This window comes from Phycisphaerae bacterium (assembly GCA_018003015.1).
Lineage (GTDB): Bacteria > Planctomycetota > Phycisphaerae > UBA1845 > PWPN01 > JAGNEZ01.
Genome location: JAGNEZ010000006.1, coordinates 63,664 through 82,629 on the forward strand (window position 1 = coordinate 63,664; position 18,966 = coordinate 82,629).

At 63.3% G+C, this 18,966-nt stretch carries 19 protein-coding genes; all 19 read left to right on the forward strand.

All coding sequences use genetic code 11. From position 1 onward, the window contains the following. The first annotated feature begins 50 nt into the window (after positions 1-50). The 19 genes from KA354_04335 to KA354_04425 all read left to right on the forward strand — a co-directional run bounded on the left by KA354_04335 (position 51) and on the right by KA354_04425 (position 18,963). Complete coding sequence (locus KA354_04335) at positions 51-515, forward strand: flagellar FliJ family protein (protein MBP7933858.1); 465 nt, start codon at positions 51-53, stop codon at positions 513-515. Further along, the gene (locus tag KA354_04340; protein MBP7933859.1) at positions 512-1,168 is read left to right on the forward strand and encodes a hypothetical protein; all 657 of its coding nucleotides are present in this window, start codon (positions 512-514) and stop codon (positions 1,166-1,168) included. Before KA354_04335 ends, KA354_04340 begins: the two co-directional genes overlap by 4 nt. A 23-nt stretch (positions 1,169-1,191) precedes the next feature. Next, entirely contained in the window at positions 1,192-2,688 is a 1,497-nt protein-coding gene (locus KA354_04345; GenBank protein ID MBP7933860.1) for a flagellar hook-length control protein FliK, read from the forward strand. 54 nt (positions 2,689-2,742) lie between these two features. Beyond that, entirely contained in the window at positions 2,743-3,207 is a 465-nt protein-coding gene (locus tag KA354_04350; GenBank protein MBP7933861.1) for a hypothetical protein, read from the forward strand. Between the two features lie 110 nt (positions 3,208-3,317). Then, positions 3,318-5,039 carry a flagellar hook-basal body complex protein gene (locus KA354_04355; GenBank protein MBP7933862.1) on the forward strand — a complete coding sequence of 574 codons (1,722 nt, stop codon included), beginning with the start codon at positions 3,318-3,320 and terminating at the stop codon, positions 5,037-5,039. A 103-nt stretch (positions 5,040-5,142) separates the two neighbouring features. After that, positions 5,143-5,334, forward strand: a complete 192-nt coding sequence (locus KA354_04360; GenBank protein ID MBP7933863.1) for a flagellar FlbD family protein — start codon at positions 5,143-5,145, stop codon at positions 5,332-5,334. 162 nt (positions 5,335-5,496) lie between these two features. After that, the gene (locus KA354_04365) at positions 5,497-6,645 is read left to right on the forward strand and encodes a MotA/TolQ/ExbB proton channel family protein (protein ID MBP7933864.1); all 1,149 of its coding nucleotides are present in this window, start codon (positions 5,497-5,499) and stop codon (positions 6,643-6,645) included. After that, positions 6,642-7,445, forward strand: coding sequence for an OmpA family protein (locus KA354_04370; protein MBP7933865.1), 804 nt, complete (start codon positions 6,642-6,644; stop codon positions 7,443-7,445). Before KA354_04365 ends, KA354_04370 begins: the two co-directional genes overlap by 4 nt. Further along, on the forward strand, positions 7,438-7,995 hold the full coding sequence (locus KA354_04375; GenBank protein ID MBP7933866.1) for a flagellar basal body-associated FliL family protein: 558 nt from the start codon (positions 7,438-7,440) through the stop codon (positions 7,993-7,995). Before KA354_04370 ends, KA354_04375 begins: the two co-directional genes overlap by 8 nt. Before the next feature lie 298 nt (positions 7,996-8,293). Continuing rightward, complete coding sequence (gene fliN, locus KA354_04380) at positions 8,294-8,668, forward strand: flagellar motor switch protein FliN (protein ID MBP7933867.1); 375 nt, start codon at positions 8,294-8,296, stop codon at positions 8,666-8,668. Between the two features lie 422 nt (positions 8,669-9,090). Then, positions 9,091-9,627, forward strand: coding sequence for a flagellar biosynthetic protein FliO (locus tag KA354_04385; GenBank protein MBP7933868.1), 537 nt, complete (start codon positions 9,091-9,093; stop codon positions 9,625-9,627). A gap of 142 nt (positions 9,628-9,769) precedes the next feature. Then, entirely contained in the window at positions 9,770-10,582 is an 813-nt protein-coding gene (fliP, locus tag KA354_04390) for a flagellar type III secretion system pore protein FliP (GenBank protein ID MBP7933869.1), read from the forward strand. 69 nt (positions 10,583-10,651) lie between these two features. Beyond that, the gene (fliQ, locus tag KA354_04395) at positions 10,652-10,912 is read left to right on the forward strand and encodes a flagellar biosynthesis protein FliQ (protein MBP7933870.1); all 261 of its coding nucleotides are present in this window, start codon (positions 10,652-10,654) and stop codon (positions 10,910-10,912) included. 287 nt (positions 10,913-11,199) lie between these two features. Further along, positions 11,200-11,982, forward strand: a complete 783-nt coding sequence (locus tag KA354_04400) for a flagellar biosynthetic protein FliR (GenBank protein ID MBP7933871.1) — start codon at positions 11,200-11,202, stop codon at positions 11,980-11,982. 14 nt (positions 11,983-11,996) lie between these two features. Further along, on the forward strand, positions 11,997-13,106 hold the full coding sequence (gene flhB / locus KA354_04405) for a flagellar biosynthesis protein FlhB (GenBank protein MBP7933872.1): 1,110 nt from the start codon (positions 11,997-11,999) through the stop codon (positions 13,104-13,106). A gap of 32 nt (positions 13,107-13,138) precedes the next feature. Beyond that, positions 13,139-15,217, forward strand: coding sequence for a flagellar biosynthesis protein FlhA (gene flhA, locus KA354_04410; GenBank protein MBP7933873.1), 2,079 nt, complete (start codon positions 13,139-13,141; stop codon positions 15,215-15,217). After that, positions 15,207-16,706, forward strand: a complete 1,500-nt coding sequence (gene flhF / locus KA354_04415; protein ID MBP7933874.1) for a flagellar biosynthesis protein FlhF — start codon at positions 15,207-15,209, stop codon at positions 16,704-16,706. Before flhA ends, flhF begins: the two co-directional genes overlap by 11 nt. Before the next feature lie 36 nt (positions 16,707-16,742). After that, on the forward strand, positions 16,743-17,657 hold the full coding sequence (locus tag KA354_04420; protein MBP7933875.1) for a MinD/ParA family protein: 915 nt from the start codon (positions 16,743-16,745) through the stop codon (positions 17,655-17,657). Between the two features lie 547 nt (positions 17,658-18,204). Beyond that, the gene (locus KA354_04425; protein ID MBP7933876.1) at positions 18,205-18,963 is read left to right on the forward strand and encodes a FliA/WhiG family RNA polymerase sigma factor; all 759 of its coding nucleotides are present in this window, start codon (positions 18,205-18,207) and stop codon (positions 18,961-18,963) included. Positions 18,964-18,966 lie beyond the last annotated feature (3 nt).

Here is an 18,966-nt window from a genome sequence, read left to right on the forward strand (position 1 = left end):
AAGGAAAAAGAGTGTGAGGTCGGATTCTCGCACTCCTGAGGCGGTCAAGGATGGCCAAGCGATTCACATTCCGATTTGAGACCATGCTGCGGATCCGACGGCAGCGGGAGGATGAGCGCAAGCGGATTGTGGCCAGCCGGCTTCGGGAGATCCGGAACCTGCAGAAGTACATGGCTTCGCTGGAGCAGCAGATTCACGACGAGCTCCGGGCCATCCGAATCGGCCGACAGCCGGGCACGATCGACATGCAGCAGATCATCCGCCACCGGCAATGGCTGGGCTGCCTGCACAAGAGCGTACTGGAAGGACAGGCCAAGGCGCGCTTCCTGGAGGCGGAGTTGGCCCGCGAGCGCGCGGATCTGGCTGATGCCGCCAAGCAGCGACGGATCCTGGAGAAGCTCAAGGAGCGGCAGTGGGAGCAGCATCGAAGCGAGCAGGATCGGGTGGAGGCGCTGGCTGCCGATGACCTGACGACGGTTCGCTTCGTGTTCGATCAGCAGGTGGGTGCGTCATGATGAAGAGGGTCTATACCACCCTGGCTCTCTTGGCGATGGTCAACCTCTTCGCTCTGGTGGGCTTGGTGGGTTTCCTGTTCGCCACCGGGCGGCTGAACAAGGAGCGGGTCGGCCAGGTCGCCGAGGTTCTGCGCGGTGAGTACCCGACCAGTCAGCCGGTGGCTGCGAGCCAGCCGACGACACAGGAAGCTCCGCCGCAACGATCCCGTGAGGAGATCGCCGCCGGCCAAGCCCGGCGAGAGGTGCTTCAACTCCAGGCCGAACGTGTGGAGCAGGAAAGCGCCCAACGCAAGTCGTTGGGCGAGTCCCTCGAGGTTCGCGTCCTTCGCCGGCTGGAGGAAATCCAGAAGCAGAACGAGTCCTTCGAGAAACAGAGGAAGGCTCTGCAGGAGCAGGTCGAGCAGGAAGGCTTCACCCAGGCCCTGGAGATGTACTCCGGCATGGAACCGAAGCTGGCCAAGGACCTGCTCAAGAGCAAGGAGAAAGACGCCGACGTGGTCCACCTGCTGATCAAGATGGACCCAAACCGGCGGAAGAAGATCGTGAACGCGTGCAAGACGGCGGAGGAGAAGCTCTGGATCAGGAGGATCCTGGACCAGATACAGGCTCAGGATGAGACGGGTAAACCGGCGAACGGCGTGGATGGTCCGTAAGCCACCTCCGCACGGAGGCCGACATGACCACAGTGGCAGCGGCGGATGCCGAGCCCGGAGCGGTAAGCCGGGCCCGGCAGACGGTCGCGGACCCTACGCCGACCGAGGAATCATCGTTCAGCGGTTCCCAGGCGTTCGCGGCGGTGTTGACCGCGACCCGCCAGACAAGCCTGATGCTGCGTAGACTGCTTGACCAGCGGGTTGTTCAGATTTCTTCCACCTATCAGCGGCAACAGAAGGCCGCCGAAGCGGTGACGCCGGGTCCCGCTCGAGAAACGTCCTCTCTGGCGGAGGGAGGGCGATCATCGAGGGTGGAAGCGGGCGGGGATCGCGAGGTCTCCGAGAGCGGCCGAGCCAGGACGGATCAACGCGAATCATCCTCCGATGATGATACCTCCGCAAGCGTGGATGCCCCAGACGAGTCCACAGTCTTGTCTCACAGCGAGGATTCCCGGTTCACAGCTCCCGAGGCCCTGGAGTCGGCGGCTGCGGTTGCATCGGAGCGGCAAGCTGCCGAGTCACCGGCCGTCAGCCCGGGAGGCGCGAGCCGGGAACAGCCGCTGGCCGGTACCGACCGTTTGACCACTCACCAGCCGTCGGGTAACTGCCGGGGAGTCGCCGATGCGGGTGCGTCGCCGGCGATCTCGGGCGCTACTCCGCAGGCCACCGGCCACGATCCACTTGTCCAGACGGGGATGCCTGGTCAGCCGGCGACCACCTCGACCACGGGACAGTATTCGGCCGCGGTCGCCGCCGAAGGGCCAATGCCCACGCTGGTGGTTTCTACATCGCAGGCCGGGGGTGGCAGCGGCACCGCTTCCGAACTCGGACAGGGTAGTACGGCCGCCAGGGGGGGCCAAGCGACCACCAGGTCGGGCGCCGCCCCGGCCGAGTTCCAATCGCTGCTCCAGCAAGCCGGTCGGGGGCGATCCGCCGTCGCGGCCGGAGTGGGCGGCTCGGCGAAAAACGGGTCCACTGCCGAAGAGGCGGCGTTGGATCCGAGTCGGGCGGAGTCGATCGAGAAGCTGGCCCGCGTGTTGCGTTTGCAGCTTGGGACACGCAATTCCTCGATGTCGCTGCGACTCGATCCGCCGGAACTGGGCAATGTACGCATCGAGGTCCGTATGCAGGACCAGACCCTGACTGTGAAATTCCAGGTCGACACGCAAGCCGGCCACGGTGTCCTGCAGAGCCGCCTGGACACACTGCGTCAGACGCTCGAACAGCAGGGAGTCCGCGTGGACCAAGTGACGGTGGAGTACCGTCCGCAGCAGGGTGATTCACCGCAGCAGAACCGCGACGGCTCGAACCCATCGAGCTACGACGGATCCGCCAACGGGCACGGCAGCGGGTTCGGCCAGGCTCGGGAGCAGGGTCGTGGTATGCAGGAGTCATACGCCGCCGCGAACTACACCCGCTCGTCGGCGGATACTGCGATGAAGGACGTTTTTGGAGGTCAAGAGATGCTCCCGGCAGGAACTGGGAGTATCTCGGCCTCGGGAGTTGATCTCATTGCGTGACCAGGCACGAGATAAGGGCCGTGTTCGACAGTACGGCATGAAGGAGAAGCAATCATGAGCGTCAGTAGCATCCTCGGTTCGAATTCCGCAACCGCCGGCGCCGCAACCGCCGCTGCCGGCCTGTCCGGCATGACCGGTGAGGATTTCATGAAGATCCTCGTTGCCCAGCTTCAGTATCAGGATCCCATGGAGCCGATGACCAACGAAGAGATGGTGGCCCAGATGTCCAGTATTCGCGAACTCGAGATGAACACGCGGCTTAGCGAGAAGCTGAGCCTGCTCAGCGATCAGCAGCGGTTCGGGGCCGCCGCCTCGCTGATCGGCAAATACGTCAAGGGTACCATGTCCGACGACAGCGGCACGACGTTCAGCATGGAAGGCATCGTGACGGCCGTTCGCTTCAATGAAAGCGGTGAAGCCATGCTGGAACTGGACAGCGGCGATACGCTTCCGCTGGCCTCTCTCACCGAGATCAACGCAGGCACGTCGGCGTCGACCAGCGGCCAGCAGGTCGCATGACCGGATTCCGATATGTCCCTGCGACGGAATGTGAACGGACTGACAGGAGCCAAGAACCGAGAGCTGAATGCTGATCGCTGACGGATCAGACAGACTTCAGGAGCCATGTCATGGGATTGACCAGCGCCATGTACACCGGGTTGACCGGTTTGAATGCCAATCAGCTACGCATCGATACGATCGGTAACAACGTTGCCAACGTGAACACGACAGCGTTCAAGGGCAGCCGGGCGAACTTCGAGAACCAGTTCTCACTGACACTCTCAGGCGGTAGCGGCCCGAGCGAAACCAGCGGTGGCACCAACCCGTCCCAGATCGGCCTGGGTACCATGCTGGGCAGCATACAGAAGAGCTTCCTGGCGGGTTCGATCGAGACTACTGGTCTGCCGACGGACATGGCCATCGAAGGGGCCGGATTCTTCATCGTTCGGACGCCTACAGGGGAACAGGCCTACACACGCGACGGATCCTTCAAGCTGGCTTCCGATCAGGTCCTGGTCAGTGCCAACGGCTACCAGGTGCAGGGATATGGCGTTGACCAGGATTTCAACATCGTCCCCGGCGTGCTCGGTGACCTGGTGATTCCCCTGGGCACCTTGAGCACCGCACGGGCTACCACCGAAGCCCAGTTCGACGGTAACCTGGATGCTTCCGGGAGCATCGCCACCCAGGGCACGATCCTGACCTCCCAGGTGTTTCAGGAGGGTGCAAGTGGTGGTCCTGCCGCCACGGGAGCCACACGCCTCACCAACGTCTATGATGCGGGTTCGAACGCGCCCCTGTTCGCGGAGAATGACGTCATCACGCTCAGCACGGTCAGAAAAGGGGCCAACGGCGGCCGGCAGCTGCCTGAAGCCTGTTTCACGGTCACCGCCACCAGCACGCTGAGCGATTTCGCCGCGTTCCTCAACGACAGGCTGGGCATTAACGCCGATCCGGCGGCGGGCGGCACGCCGGGCGTGACCATCGGAACCGTGGCTCCCGACGAGGGCAAAATCATCATCCAAGGCAATGCCGGGACCGAGAACGCCCTGACCATTGATATGGCCGACATCCAGAGCACCAACGCCAACTTCAATGCGCCTTTCGAGTTCACCGAGACGCAAGAGGCCAATGGTGAGAGCGTCTTCACCACCTTCATCGCCTACGACTCGCTGGGGAATCCGGTGACGGTCGACTTCACCACCACCTTGATCGAGAAGAACAACCTCGGCACGACGTGGCGGTTTTACGCCGAAAGCGCTCAGGACAGTGACAGCTCTCCGTCTCTCGGCTTGACCGGCACGGTTTCCTTCAACAACGACGGCCAACTCACCGGGATCACCCATGACACGCTGGAGATCGACCGCGTGGGCTCAGGGGCGTTGACGCCGCTTCAGGTTCAATTGGATTTTTCAGGTGTCACGAGTCTTGCGGCACCCTATGCAGCCAACCCGTCGACCTTGGTGATGAGCACTCAGGACGGCTACGGCATGGGAACGTTGTCCAACTTCGCGGTGGGTACGGACGGAATGATTGTGGGCACGTTCACGAACGGTCTGACCCGTCGCCTCGGGCAGGTCGCTCTGGCCACCTTCGCCAATGCCGAAGGACTCGTGTCCGACCTCAACAACCTCTACCGCATCGGACCGAACTCAGGCAACCCTATGATCAGTACCCCAGGCACTTTGGGTGCCGGTACGATCGCGTCGAGTTCGCTGGAGTTGAGCAATGTGGATCTCACTCGGGAGTTTATCGGACTCATCGGAGCGAGTACGGGCTTCTCCGCCTCCGGGCGGGTGATTTCGACCTCGAACGATCTCCTCAATGAATTGATGTCGATAGCCCGATAAGTACGGTGACGGAAGGTCGAACAGCGGCCATGTGTTGCACTTGCGGATGGGGCCAGGTGCCCTCGTCGCAGGATGGAAGGGACGTCTTCGAGGTTGATGCGCGGTGATCACCCTGACACGGTTGAACGACACCCGCTTTGTGATCAACGCTGACCTGATACGCACGGTGGAGGAACGTCCGGATACGACGATTGTGCTCATCAACGGGGAGACCTTCATTGTGAAGGAGAGCATGGAGGCCGTGGTTGCCAAGGCGATCGAATATGCCCGAACGGTGAGGGCGTTCAAGCCTTGACGCAGGTGGAGTCCGGAGACTGGTGAACAGCAAGGTGCGTAAGGTCGATGAAACCACGGGATGGTCTCTCTGGCCGTCCGGTAACTGGGTCGCCCGGCTCGTCGCTCAAGGGCGTGTTGGATCGCTCCGCCGCGGTAAACGGACTCCGAGAGGGGGCGGGCGATGATCGATCGGGCGACGATGGTGGGGTTGCTCGCGACGCTTGCCCTGCTGGGGTGGGTGATCGTCAGCGGAACAGATTGGGATGTGTGGGCGTTCATCAGCCCGGCCTCGATCGCGATGGTCGTGGGTGGGGCCGTGCTCACCACGCTGATGTCGTTCCCGGCCTCAGGCTTCCGGTCGTTCGTGCAGGTCGCCCGGAATGCCTTCGTGGTTCATACTCGACCGCCGGAAGAGTCGGTGGTCTTGCTGGTTGCCCTGGCCGAGATTGCCCGGCGTGACGGTCTGTTGGCGCTGGAACGGCCGGTGGCAGGTTTGAACGACGAGTTCTTGAAGCAATCGATGCGGATGGCGATCGATGGCTTCGACGCCGGCACGATCGAGTCGGTTTGTCGTGCGGAGATGGAAAGTGTCGAACTGCGGCACCATCGCGGGATTCGGCTGATTGAATCGACGGCCCGCTCGGCGCCGGTGTTTGGCATGATCGGAACGGTGACCGGTCTGATCATCATGCTGGGCCGGATGAAGGACCCAACGAGCATCGGGCCAGGGATGGCTATCGCACTGCTGACGACTTTGTACGGTCTGGTGCTAGCCAACGTGTTCTGCTGGCCGCTGGCCAGGAAACTCGCTCACCGCAGCGAGGAAGAATCGCTGGTCAAGATGATCGTGCTGAAGGGAGTGTTGGCCATCCAGACGGGCGACAACCCGCGGACGGTGGAACAGAAGCTTCGGGCGTACCTGCCGCCGGGAGTGCTGGCGACGGGTCCGTCCGGTCGATCGGCAGTGACCGGGCGGGTGCTGCGGTCGCTGGCCGAGGCGCGTCGGGCACGTGGGGCGGAACCTCGCGGCATCAGCCCGGAGAAGGTTGAGCCGGTTGAGCCCGCCGCCCCGCCGGCTGTGGTTCCCTCGGCGGTGGAGAAACCGGGTGCGGAAAGCGCGACGGTGACCGAGCAAGGATTACCGGAGGAATGGACGGCGGGTCAGTGGGCCAGCCTTCTGGGTTCGTGGGGGCCGGATGAGTATGAGCTCACCCCGGTGGATGAGTCGGCGACCTCGACCAGCGGGTCAGTGAACCGCCCGAGACCGAGCAGTCCTGCCGGCCGGGCGAGCGGCTCGTCGGCCAAACCCGGATTTGAAGAGGCGGCATGAGAACCGTAATGGTCGGTCTGAAGCCCAAAAGCATAGACGAGAGCGACGCCCAATGGGTGTTGCCGTTTGCTGATCTGATGACGCTGCTGCTGGTCATCTTCGTGACCTTGGCGGCGATGAGCGATCTTCGGCCCGGCCGGCGGTTTAATGAGGTCTCCGGAGGCGTGCGGGCTGCGTTCGGCTTTGGCCCGGCAGGATCGACGGACTTGCGCGGACTGCTGACTCCTGCCGGAAAGCCGGGGCTGGTGGAGCGCCTGGAGCAGGCGGGACTGACCGGCACGGCACGAAGCGAGCTGAGCAATGGCAGCGGCGAGCGCCTGGCTCCCTGCGAGATGGTCACCGATGGCGACCGAGTGACCCTGCGGGTGCCCGGCGATTCGACCTTTGACCGCCATGGTGCCGTTCTCAGGCCCGAGGCCGAGAGGTTGCTGGTCGCCCTGGCGGGTCTTCTGAGTGAGGGGTACTTGACCAGCGGGCGGACGCGCATCGAGATTCATGGATACGCAGGGGATGGCCCCATTTCAGATACGGTTGCCTTCCGCGATGCGTGGGACTTGTCCTACGAGCGGGGCAAGGCGGTCGCAGACACGCTGGTTCGGTCCGGCATCGCTCGCGGTCGGATTTCCGTGACTGCGATGGGTGACCAGGGCTTGCTCACGACGCCGATATCGGGCGACGGCCGGCAAGAGCCGGAGACTGCCAGGATGATGGGCCGCCGCATTGAGATCACCGTGCGCGCCGCTGAGCCCGGCGGGCACGTCAAGGGTATCGCCGACAAGGAAGCAACGAGTCATGGCTAAAGACAAGGAAGAAGCCCCGAAGAAACCGAGCGAGGATGCGGCCGGCGGCGATAAGCCGAAGAAAGGTCGCGGCAAGCTCATCATGATCGGTGTGATTGCCGGTGTGATGATTGCGGAGGCGGCGGTCGTCTTCGTGCTGGTTAAGAACTTCTCTGGCGGGGGGCCCCAGGAGGCCGAGGCTCACGCCACGGAGGGATTGAAGGACGGCGAGGGTGCCCAGGCCTTGGCGGCCCAGGTGGACCTGGAAGTGGTCAAATTCAGGGCTCAGAATGAGAAGTCGCAGCGACTGCTGATGTACGAGTTGAGCGTCTCCGCCGTGGTGTCCGGTGATAGCGAGGCGGAAGTCAAGGAGACACTCGAACGCCGTAAAGAGACGATCCGCGACCGGTTCACCCGCGTGGTCAGATCGGCGGATCCGTCCCGGTTCATGGAGCCCGACCTTGCCACGCTTCGTGATCAGTTCAAGACCGAACTGTCGCAGGTGATCGGCAAGGAAGGAGCGATACAGGAGGTTCTCATCCCGCAGATCGTGTTGATGAGCGGGGGTTGAGGCTCTCCCAGGAGTGTTGGCCGCGATGCCCGGTGATCCACAAGATGGAATGCTGAGTCAGGATGACATCGACGCGGCGTTGGCGGCGGCGGGCTATGCCACCGACAGCGCACCGGAAACGCCGAGTCCAGTCCCGGCACCATCTGCGGCCGACGATGGCGACCTGAGCCAGGCGGATATCGACGCTACTCTGGCGGCCGCAGGACCGGAGGCCTCGGCGGAGCCGACGACGGCTACGGCCGTGGTCGATGAGCGTCTGGATTCCGCGGGTCGTCCGTTCGATGAGGTCGCAGCGGCCATGGCTGCGGCCATTGAGAGTGAGGCGGCCGCGGCCCGAGCGATGCCACCTCCACCGGCGGGATCGGTTCCCTTCACGCTGCCCGATCTGGCAAGCGGAGGGAGCGAATCGGGGGCCGCCCTCAATCAGGCGATTGACCTTCTGCGCGACGTCCAGCTCAACGTGAAGATCGAGCTGGGGCGTACCCGCATGCTGGTTGACGATGTGCTCAAACTGGGCGAAGGCTCGGTTGTCGAATTGGACAAGCTCGCTGGCGACCCGGTGGATGTGTTCGTGAACGAACGACTGGTGGCTCGTGGCGAGGTGCTCGTGCTGAACGACAACTTCTGCGTTCGGATCAACGATATCGTGCAACAGCATTTGGATGAGGAGTAGAAGCGGCGTCCGTGGACTCACGGGTACGAGGGTCTGCGGGCCAGGATGCGAGGTACCGGTCCGCGGTGTTGGATGGCCGCACCGGCCCTCGCCGGAGCTTATGCAGGATGCAGGTTGTGACCAGGATGGTCAGCCCATTGACAGGCCGTTGCGGTCCCTGGCTCGGCGCGGCACTCCGTGCCGTGCTGGCCATTGCACTCGCGTGCCCCTCCGCCCGCGCGGCCGATGCTACCGGTGCAAAGGACTCCTCCGGCAGCGGGACTGCCGTGACCTCTTCCGGTAGCCCATCAAATCCCGTCACGCACTTGCCTGGTCGGGGTGGTATCCTCGAGGAGTTCGGAACCAGTACCCAGCCAGCGGCAGAAGTGGTACCCAACTCCAGCGTGGCTTCCGGCATGCCTACGGCCGCCCAGGATCGACAGGTGATTCAGCGTCGGTCGGCCTCGGAAACGGTGCCCCGCGGTGCGGAGGCTCAGTATCCGGTGCAGCGTCCCGTGCGGGGGCTGGGCTCTTGGTCGATCTGGGATTCGCTTCCGCTGCTGGTCGTGCTGATTCTGATCGGCGGAGTGGCCCTGGTGATCAAGCGGTCGATGCCCGTCCGACGGATGCTCGCCGGTGGGGGTGTACTCGTCGTGCTGGCCAGGCTGCCCATCTCCGCCAAGCAGAGCCTGATGCTGGTCAAGATGGGCCGGCAGCTTGTTCTTCTGGGCGTGACTCCCGACCGCATCAGCTCGCTGAGCGTCGTGACCGACCCGGAGCAGGTGACCTCCATGGTCGGTGATGTCGCCAGCGGCAACAAAGACTCGATGACTCGGGCCTTTGCCGAGGCCTTCAGCGATGAGAGCAAGGCCTATGCCGGCGCCGAGGAGGATGAGCCTGCTGTCCCGTCCGCATCGGGACAGGTGAAAAACCTCCTGGAGAAGGTCCGGAGTCTGGCCAAGGGGCAGGGTGCGTTCTGAACCCTGGCCTGCGCGCCGCCCGGGCTCCTTGCCCGCGGCAATGATTGAATAGAACCGCGGGTGGAAACCGCGGGAAGGGGACGCGACCTGGATGCGCCGAACGACTGAGCATGGATGCTCGCGCTGGCTGCTGGCATCGGCGATGGTGGCCGCCTTGGCCGCTCCTGCCGTGGCCCAGGCACCGGCCGCGCTGGCCCCGTCCGGTGTTGTCCCGTCAGGCGCCGGGACAATCGACAACAGCACGCTGGGCATCCCTGATCTGGGGCGTATTCTGCCGCCCGCTCAGAACCGCCAGGCGGTCAGCTCCACGTTGCAGATCTTCGTGATCCTGACCGTGCTCACACTGGCCCCTTCGTTGCTGATCATGACCACGTGTTTCACCCGGATCATGATCGTGCTCGGCCTGCTTCGCCAAGCGATCGGCACCCAGCAGCTTCCACCGGGGCAGATTCTCGTCGGCCTCTCGTTGTTCATGACGTTCCTCATCATGGCCCCAACGTTCGAGAGGATTCATCGCGAAGCGCTGATGCCCTGGCTGGAGAGCGCACCGGGGATGAGCCAGGAGAGGGCCTACCGGATTGCCGAGGGGCACATGCGCGACTTCATGTTCGCTCAGATCGAGCGGGCCAGGAACGAAGAGGACATCTTCCTGTTCATGGAGTATCAGCGCAAGGAGCCCATTCCCATCAACCAGCAAGTGACCCGGGCCCAGGTGGACACGGTCGCCCTGGTGCCGGCCTTCGTGCTGAGTGAACTGAAGACCGCCTTCGTGCTCGGATTCCGCATCTACCTGCCCTTTTTGGTGATCGACATGGTCATCGCCACCGTGCTGATCTCCATGGGCATGCTCATGCTGCCGCCGGTGCTGATCTCACTGCCGTTCAAGCTGTTGCTGTTCGTTCTGGCCGATGGCTGGCATCTGGTGGTGGCCTCACTCATGACGGGGTTCTCGTAGCGGGGGGCGAGTCTGTCGTGAAATCCGCGTCATCGAACGATGAGTTGATCATGGCTGGGTCTCAGTGAGATGGATGTCGGGCAGGCGTTAGACTTGGGGCGCGACGCACTGATCATGGTGCTGATCATCTCCGCGCCGGTCATGGGCGTGGGGCTGATCGTCGGCTTGGTGATCTCCATGTTTCAGTCCATGACCCAGCTTCAGGAGCAGACCCTGAGCTTCGTTCCGAAGATCGTGGCCATGGTTGGCCTGACCCTGCTTCTGATACCGTGGCTGGCCGAGCGTCTGCTCGAATACACGGTCGTCCTGCTGGGCGAGCCGGGAATGTGAGGATGCGGCCCGACACCGCATGCCGCGGTGCGGGGAGGTGCGGGATCACGGGTGGAGGGAGCACGGCAAAGGAGTCACGGGATGATAATGCTGACGAGTTGCCGGAGCGACGTCACAGCGAGGCCTTCGCCGTCGAAGAAACCGCCGATTCATGTGGCTCAAGGACTGTCATCGACGATGTGCGTGCAGATGCGAGGCGAACCATCCATGCCGCGGTCCGTGCCGAGCGTGGTGCTTTCGCCTCCTCTCGCCCCAATGTTCTCCGGTCGGTTTTCGGCTTTCTGACTATGTCGGTACCGTTCGTTGACATCTACCTGGCCTTACCCGCGTTCATGCTGGTGCTGGCGCGCATCTCGGGTTTGATGTTGACCGCTCCGTTCTTCAGCGGATCGATCATTCCGACGCAGGTCAAGGCCATCCTGGTGCTCGCCGTCTCTGCGGTTGTCTTCCCGATGGCCGGCCCGCACACGGCCGTGCCGGTAACCATGTCCACGGTCGTCTGGGGAATGGTCGGGGAGTTGGCCTTGGGGACGATTGTCGGGATTGGCGTGTCCCTGGTTCTGACCGGCGTGCAGATGGGTGTTCAGTTGGCGAGTCAGCAGGCGGGCATGGCCTTGGGCGAAGCCTTCAATCCGATGCTCGAAACCAGTCTGCCGGTGGTGTCGGAGTTGTACTTCTTCGTGTCCTTCACGGTGTTCCTGGCTGTCGGAGGTCACCGGGCGATGATCCGGGCTTTGCTCGACAGCTTCGAGACTCTGCCGCTGATGGGGCTCCGTGTGGACGAGAGCATGGTCCTCCTGATGATCAGCCTAGTGACCGTGGCGTTCACCGTGGCGATCCGCGTGGCCGGACCGATGATGCTGGCTTTGCTCATGAGTTTCATTACCCTGGGCTTTTTGTCTCGGACCGTGCCGCAGTTGAATATTCTCACCGTGGGCTTTCCGGCCAAGATGATGCTCGCCCTGCTGATCATGGCCCTGACCATCATGTCGCTGGAGCCGGTCCTGACTGGATCGCTCGCCCTGGTGATGGACGAGCTTCGGCAGGGGCTTGGTATCGGTGCTGGGTAGGGGATTGACGAGACATGGCTGATACACTGCAAGACAAGACCGAACCCGCAACCCCGCGACGACGGGAGGAAGCTCGCGAGCGAGGTCAGGTGGCTAGGAGTTCGGACTTCACCTCGGCCGTGGTGCTCCTGGGGGCGATTGTCGTTCTGTACGTGAGTCGGGACACCATCACCGGGCGGTTGCTCGCTGTGCTGCGCCTGTGTCTTGATCCAGATGACACCTCTGCGGTCGACTCCGCTCAGATGGTCCCAATGCTGATGATCGCCGGTCGGGCCGTCGCGGAGATCCTGGCGCCCCTGATGCTGGCGGTGACGATCATCGCCCTGGTGATCTCGTTCGGCCAGGTGGGCGTGGTCTTCTCCTGGGAGACGATCAAGCCGGGCCTGGACAAGATGAATCCCCTCGCCGGCCTCAAGCGGATGTTCAGCGCTCGTTCTTTCGTCCACCTGCTCATGGGCTTGGCCAAGATGTGTGTGCTTGTGGGAGTTGCTTACTACACGCTCCGCGGCAAGCTGAACAGCCTGGCCGAGGCGGCTCTGCTGTCGCATTTGGCCTTGGCTCAGATGACCATCGACCTGGTCTTCACGCTCGGACTTCGCCTGGCGATGGCTTTGCTAGTCCTGGCCATCATTGACCTGGTCTACCAGAAGTGGAAGCTCGAGAAGGACCTGCGGATGACCAAGGAAGAGGTCCGCGAGGAGCTGCGGAGAATGGACGGCGATCCACACATCAAACGTCGCCGGCGCGAGCTGCAGATGCAGTTGGCGATGCGACGGATTCGCGCCGCGGTGCCCAAGGCCGATGTCGTGGTAACCAACCCCACCCACTTCGCGGTGGCCCTCCAGTATGACTCGGAAACGATGTCCGCCCCGACGGTGACGGCTAAGGGAGCCGACCATCTGGCTCAGTTGATCCGCACCTTGGCGATCGAGCATGGCGTGCCGATCGTTGAGCGGCCGCCGCTGGCTCGGGCCCTGTATCAGAGCGTCGAAGTCGGCCAGGAGATCCCCGCCCAATTCTATCGGACCGTGGCGGAGGTCCTGGCTTATGTCTATGAGTTGGCCGGGCAAAGCGACCGGCGCCGCCCGACCACGGCCGCACCGGCGGGTGTTTCATTGAACTGAGGGAACGGTAGTCCATGGCCGGACCGGCATTCATGCAATCGAAGCCCTTCAAGTGGTTGGAAGGCAACCGGGCGATGCTGCTGCCCCTCGGGGCCACGCTGCTGATCTTCGTCCTGCTGGTTCCGCTTCCCACTCAGATGCTCGATGTTCTACTCGCCGGGAACATCACCCTGGCCGCGATCATCATGCTGACCGTGATGTACCTGCGGCATCCCCTGGAGCTTTCCTCGTTCCCCTCGCTGCTGCTGGCCACGACGCTCTTCCGGTTGGTGCTCAACGTCGCCACCACGCGTCTCATCCTGTCCAACGGCCAGTCGGGCATGGACGCCGCTGGCCAAGTGGTCCGGGTCTTCGGCAATTTCGTCACCGCCGGGAACCTCACCGTCGGCGTCATCATCTTCACCATCCTGACGGTGATCCAATTCGCGGTCATCACCAAGGGCGCCACACGTATCGCTGAAGTGGCCGCCCGGTTCACCCTCGATGGCATGCCCGGCAAGCAAATGGCCATTGACGCCGACCTGAACGCGGGCATCATCGACGAGAAGGAAGCCCGCCGCCGACGCGAAGAGATCGCCGCCGAAGCCGACTTCTACGGAGCCATGGACGGGGCCTCGAAGTTCGTCCGCGGCGATGCCGTCGCCGGCCTGATCATCACCCTGGTGAACATCATCGGTGGACTCTACGTCGGCATGGTCGAGCACGGCATGCTGGTCATAGACTGCATCCGGGTCTATACCACGTTGACCATCGGCGATGGACTGGTGGCCGCCATTCCGGCGTTTCTCATCTCCATCTCGGCCGGCATGCTCGTGACCCGGAGCAGCGCCCGCTCGAACCTGGGTGAGGATCTTCTGTCCCAACTCACCGCCCGTCCCGTCGCCCTGGTTCTGGCCGCCGTTTTTCTGGGCTTCCTCTCGCTCACCCCGCTGCCGAAGATCCCCCTGATCGCCCTGGCGGCTGGCTGCGGAGGAGTGGCGTTCTTCCTGACCACTACTCGAGCGACTGCGGCCGCCGACGCCGCCATCAAGGCCAAAGAGGAGGCCAGGAAGCCCGAAAGGGTGGAGTCCCTCCTGACCATTGATCCGATGGAACTGGAGGTGGGTTACGGGCTGATCCGAATTGTCGACCGCAAGCAAGGGGGTGACTTGCTCGATCGGATCACCAACATTCGACGGCAGACCGCCACCGAGTTGGGCATCGTCGTGCCCCCCATTCGCGTCCGCGATCATCTTCGGCTTGAGCCCAACCGGTACGTGGTCAAGCTCCGCGGCGTCGAGGTTGCCCGCGGCGAATGTATGCCCGGTTATCTGCTGGCCATCGATAACGGCCAGGTGAGTGTGCCCGTCCCAGGCCTGGAGACGCGAGAACCGGCGTTCGGCCTGCCCGCCCTCTGGATCAACGAGGACCACAAGGCCGACGCTGAGCAGCGGAACTACACGGTCGTTCCTCCTTCCAGCGTCCTGGCCACCCACCTCAAGGAGATCATCAAGCGATATGCCGATGAGTTGCTGACCCGCGAGCAGACCCACCGACTCCTGGATACCCTCAAGGAGAAGTCGCCCAAGGCGGTCGAGGACGTGATCCCCGAGGTCGTCAAAGTGGGGGAAGTGCAGAGGGTCCTGCAGAACCTGCTTCGCGAACGGGTGCCGGTCCGCGACCTCGAGACCATCCTCGAGACCATGGCCGAATGGGCACCTCGTACCAAGGACACGGACATTCTCTCAGAATATGCCAGGAATGCTCTGGCAAGAACGATCTGTCAGATGTATAAGGACGACAAGAACATGGTCCGCGTGGTGACGCTGGACCCGAAACTGGAGGATCTGGTCGGCGCTCACATCGAGCGCAGCGAACGCGGAGCGTTTCTGAACTTGCCGCCCGAGACTCAGAATCGGCTGGTTCGGGCCATCCGCGATCGCGTCGAGCAGTCAACACCCAGTGCAGGAGGCCAAACGGTGGCGGTCCTCTGCTCGCCGCAGATCAGGATGTGGGTGCGGCGACTCATCGAACCCTCCCTGCAACACGTTCCGGTGTTGGCCTACAACGAAATTGTTCGTGGTATCGAGGTGCAGTCCCTGGGATTGGTGGTACTGAACGATGGAGCTTAAGACCTATCAGGCTCACTCGATGGCCGAGGCTCTTGAGAAGGTTAAGCGCGAACTCGGCCCCGACGCGGTTATCCTGAACACCCGAACCATTCGCAGGGGGGGCGTACTCGGCGTCGGGGCGAGAGACGTCATCGAGATCACCGCCAGCCGCGATCGCAACGCTCTGCCGGCCGTCGAACGACGGGCGATGGCCTATCGGGCGGCCAGCGCTGCGGGGCGACCTTCCCCCGCCGCCGAGCCCCTTCGATCAGCATCCAGCCGCCCCTCGCTTCAGCCTCCCTCATCGCAACCTCTGGTCCAAAAAGATCTTAGCGCTGAGGAGGGGCTCGGTGATCGAGGTTCGACCCAGGTTTCGGCTTTCACCTCCGGGCTGCGCGACGAGATGCGCGAAATTCGGGGCATGGTCAGCGAGCTGCTCAATCGACCGACCGTGGCCGCTCCCGCCGCACCGGCCGTGCCCGCCGAGTTCCAGGACTACTACACCCGCCTGCTTCAGAACGCTGTGGCCGAGGAACTGGCCCGCGAAGTCATCGCCAAGGCTCGTGAGCGCCTCGACGATTGCCGCACCCGAATCCTGTCTGGAGTGGCCGCCCGACTCGACCACGCCCAGGCGGAGGAGAAAGTCGCCGCGAAGCTGAACGAGCTCATTCCCGCGGTGCTCTCCGAGTGCATCGAACGCATGCTCCCCGCAGCCGAGCCGGTGACCGGTGAGGCCGGCGATCCACCCAAGGTCATGGCGCTGGTCGGACCGACAGGCGTGGGTAAGACGACGACCATTGCCAAACTCGCCGCCCAATTCCGTCTGCGTGAACACAAGACCGTCGGCCTGATCACGATTGACACCTACCGGATCGCGGCCGTAGACCAGCTGAAGGCCTACGCCGACATCATGAGTCTCCCCCTGGAAGTGGTGTTTACCCCAGAGGAACTTGGTGCCGCGATCGTCAAACTGCGTCACTGCGACCTCATCCTGATCGATACCTCCGGGCGCAGCCATCGCGACCTGCAGCGATTGGGCGAGTTGCGGGCCTTCTTGGACGCCGCCCGCCGGGCAGCGGAACCGTCGCGGAAACCCCGGGGTCAGGCCGCCCGGCTCAAACACGCGACCGGCGACACTCCCAAGCGTGGTTCCGGGCGCGGGGCAGCGTCGGCCAAGAAGCGACTCGAAGTCCATCTGCTTCTGTCCTGCACATGTCACCAGGATCAGCTGCTCCAGGTGGCCGAGCGGTTCGCCGCTCTGGACGTCGATCGGGTGGTGTTTACCAAGTTGGACGAAGCGGTCGGCTTGGGCGTGATCCTCAACGTCGCCAGTCGTCTTAAATGGCGCATGTCCTACTTGACGACCGGGCAGGAAGTGCCGGATGATATTGAAATAGGGCATCGGCGGCGGATCGCGGAGATGCTGCTGCGTCCAGAGTCGGATGCGACGGCCGAGGGCCGCTCATCCTCGACCCAAGCCGGCATCGCGTCCGTGGATCAGCTCGCATAGGACCTCGGGGTCGGGGGTGTACGACCGGAGGCCAGGATGTTCCGACATGAGGGTGGTAGTGGTCGCCTCGATCAGGCGAGCCGCTTGCGCCGCATGATGACCGTACCGGAGGCGACCGCCTCGCCGGACCATCCTGCCGCTCATGTCATTGCTGTGGTCAGCGGCAAGGGCGGCGTGGGCAAAACGTTTATTTCCGCCAATCTCGCGATCGCTCTTTCTGCCCGTGGTCATCGGGTCGTTCTCTTCGACCTCGACATGGGCTTGGCTAACACCGACATCATCCTGGGTGTCGAGGCCGCGGTTACCTGGCCCGAAGTGCTCGGGGGTCGTCGCTCGCCCGGCGAGGTGATCATTCAGGGACCCGGTGACATCGCCTTCGTGCCCGGCGCGTCGGGTATGGCCAATATCGCCAACCTCTCCGAGTTCGAGCGCCACCAGCTCCTGGCGGTCATGGAGGAAATCGAGAGTCGCTACCATGTCTGCATCCTGGACTGCGGGGCGGGCATCTCCCGCAACGTCGTGACACTGGCCGCCTCCGCGGATACCCTCCTGGTGGTGACCACGCCCGAGCCGACCGCCGTCACCGACGCCTACGCCACAATCAAGGCATTCGCTCAGGAGAGACAGCGCGCCGCCGATTCTGGTATGGGCGGTTCCATGGGTGTGATCGTCAATCAGGCACTCAGTCGCCGGGAGGGCCGGGACACCTACGAGCGCCTGGCCGGTGTCGCCGCGCGCTTCCTGCATGTACCGGTCACCGACTACGGCTATATCCTCGTCGACGAACATGTTCCCGCCGCCGTTCGTCAGCGCCGCCCGGTCCTGCTCGATTACCCCCGATGCGCGGCCAGCAGCTGCATCATGGCCACGGCCGGGCGGCTCTCCCGCGAGTTGGGCCGTCCGGAAGCCCGGCAGAGCCTGTTTTATCGGGTCATTAGCCTGTTCATCTGACCCGCCCGGTGACCTTGCCCCGGCCGCTGTTTTTGAGTTAAAGCTATCGATCGCCAGTGCCGTTACTCTTGAAACGATGATTCACGGCGACAAGGACGTTGCGTGATGATCAGACTCTGTGGAGCTTGCTTAGCTCTATTCGCGTTCTCGATCACGGTCCTGCTGGGTCTATCCGCCGGCAACCCGATCGAGGTGATTCTCCCTCGGGCAATTTGGGCGCTCGTTCTGTTCTGTGCAATCGGTTTGAGTGCTGGTTGGGTGGGCAGTCGCATACTCGATGAGCACGCCCTGCGGCGCAGTCGCGAGATGTTCACGGAAGTGGACGAATCCGAGGCTCAGCATGAGCCCCAGGCGCCAGGCGGAGATGCCGGCGCTGCCAAGACACCTGTGGGGCAAAAACGAGCCGAGGTGAGGGCGGGTGCAGGTACGGCCGCTCCCGCGGGCGCCACATCAAGCGCAAGAGCGCCTGCCACGGCCGGTGGGGGACCCCGGTGACCTGAACGGCTCGCCAGGGGTGGCTGATCAACGACCTATGGGGAGGTGATGGATGGCCGACCTCGATACGGACATCCAGCAGGTCTGGTTGGATTACAAACAAAGTGGTGATCGCCGGTTGCGGAATATGCTCATGGAGCATTACCTGCCCCTCGTTCGCTACACCGCCGAGCGGGTGGCCACCAAGCTACCCAGCGAGGTAGATACCGACGACCTCGTTTCCGCCGGCACGTTCGGGCTCCTCGACGCCATCGAAGCCTTCGATCTCAGCCGCGGCGTCAAGTTCGAGACCTACTGCTCCGCACGCATCCGCGGCGCAATCCTCGACGAGCTCCGAACCATGGATTGGGTGCCGCGGCTTGTTCGCAGCCGGGCTCATCGGCTTGAGGTCGCCACTAAAGCCCTCCGAGCAGAATTGGGGCGACTTCCCTCCGACGATGAGGTGGCGCATCGATTGGGACTCAGCAAGGCCGAGTTTCACAAGCTCATGCGCGACGCCAACGCCGTGTCGCTCGTCTCGCTCTCACGCAAGTACCACGACGAAGATTCCACCCGCGAACTCCAGGAGATCGACGTCCTCGAGGACCGCCAGAGCGAAGACCCCTTCAACGAACTGCAGAAACGCGACATGCGCGACGTCATCATGAGCGGCCTGAGTCGTATCGAACGACTCATCGTCGTGCTCTATTACTACGAGCAGATGACCATGAAGGAGATCGGCTCGACCCTCGACCTCTCCGAAAGCCGGGTGAGCCAGCTTCATTCCAGCATCCTCAGTCGGCTGACGCATCAACTCATCCGCAAGTCCTAGCCG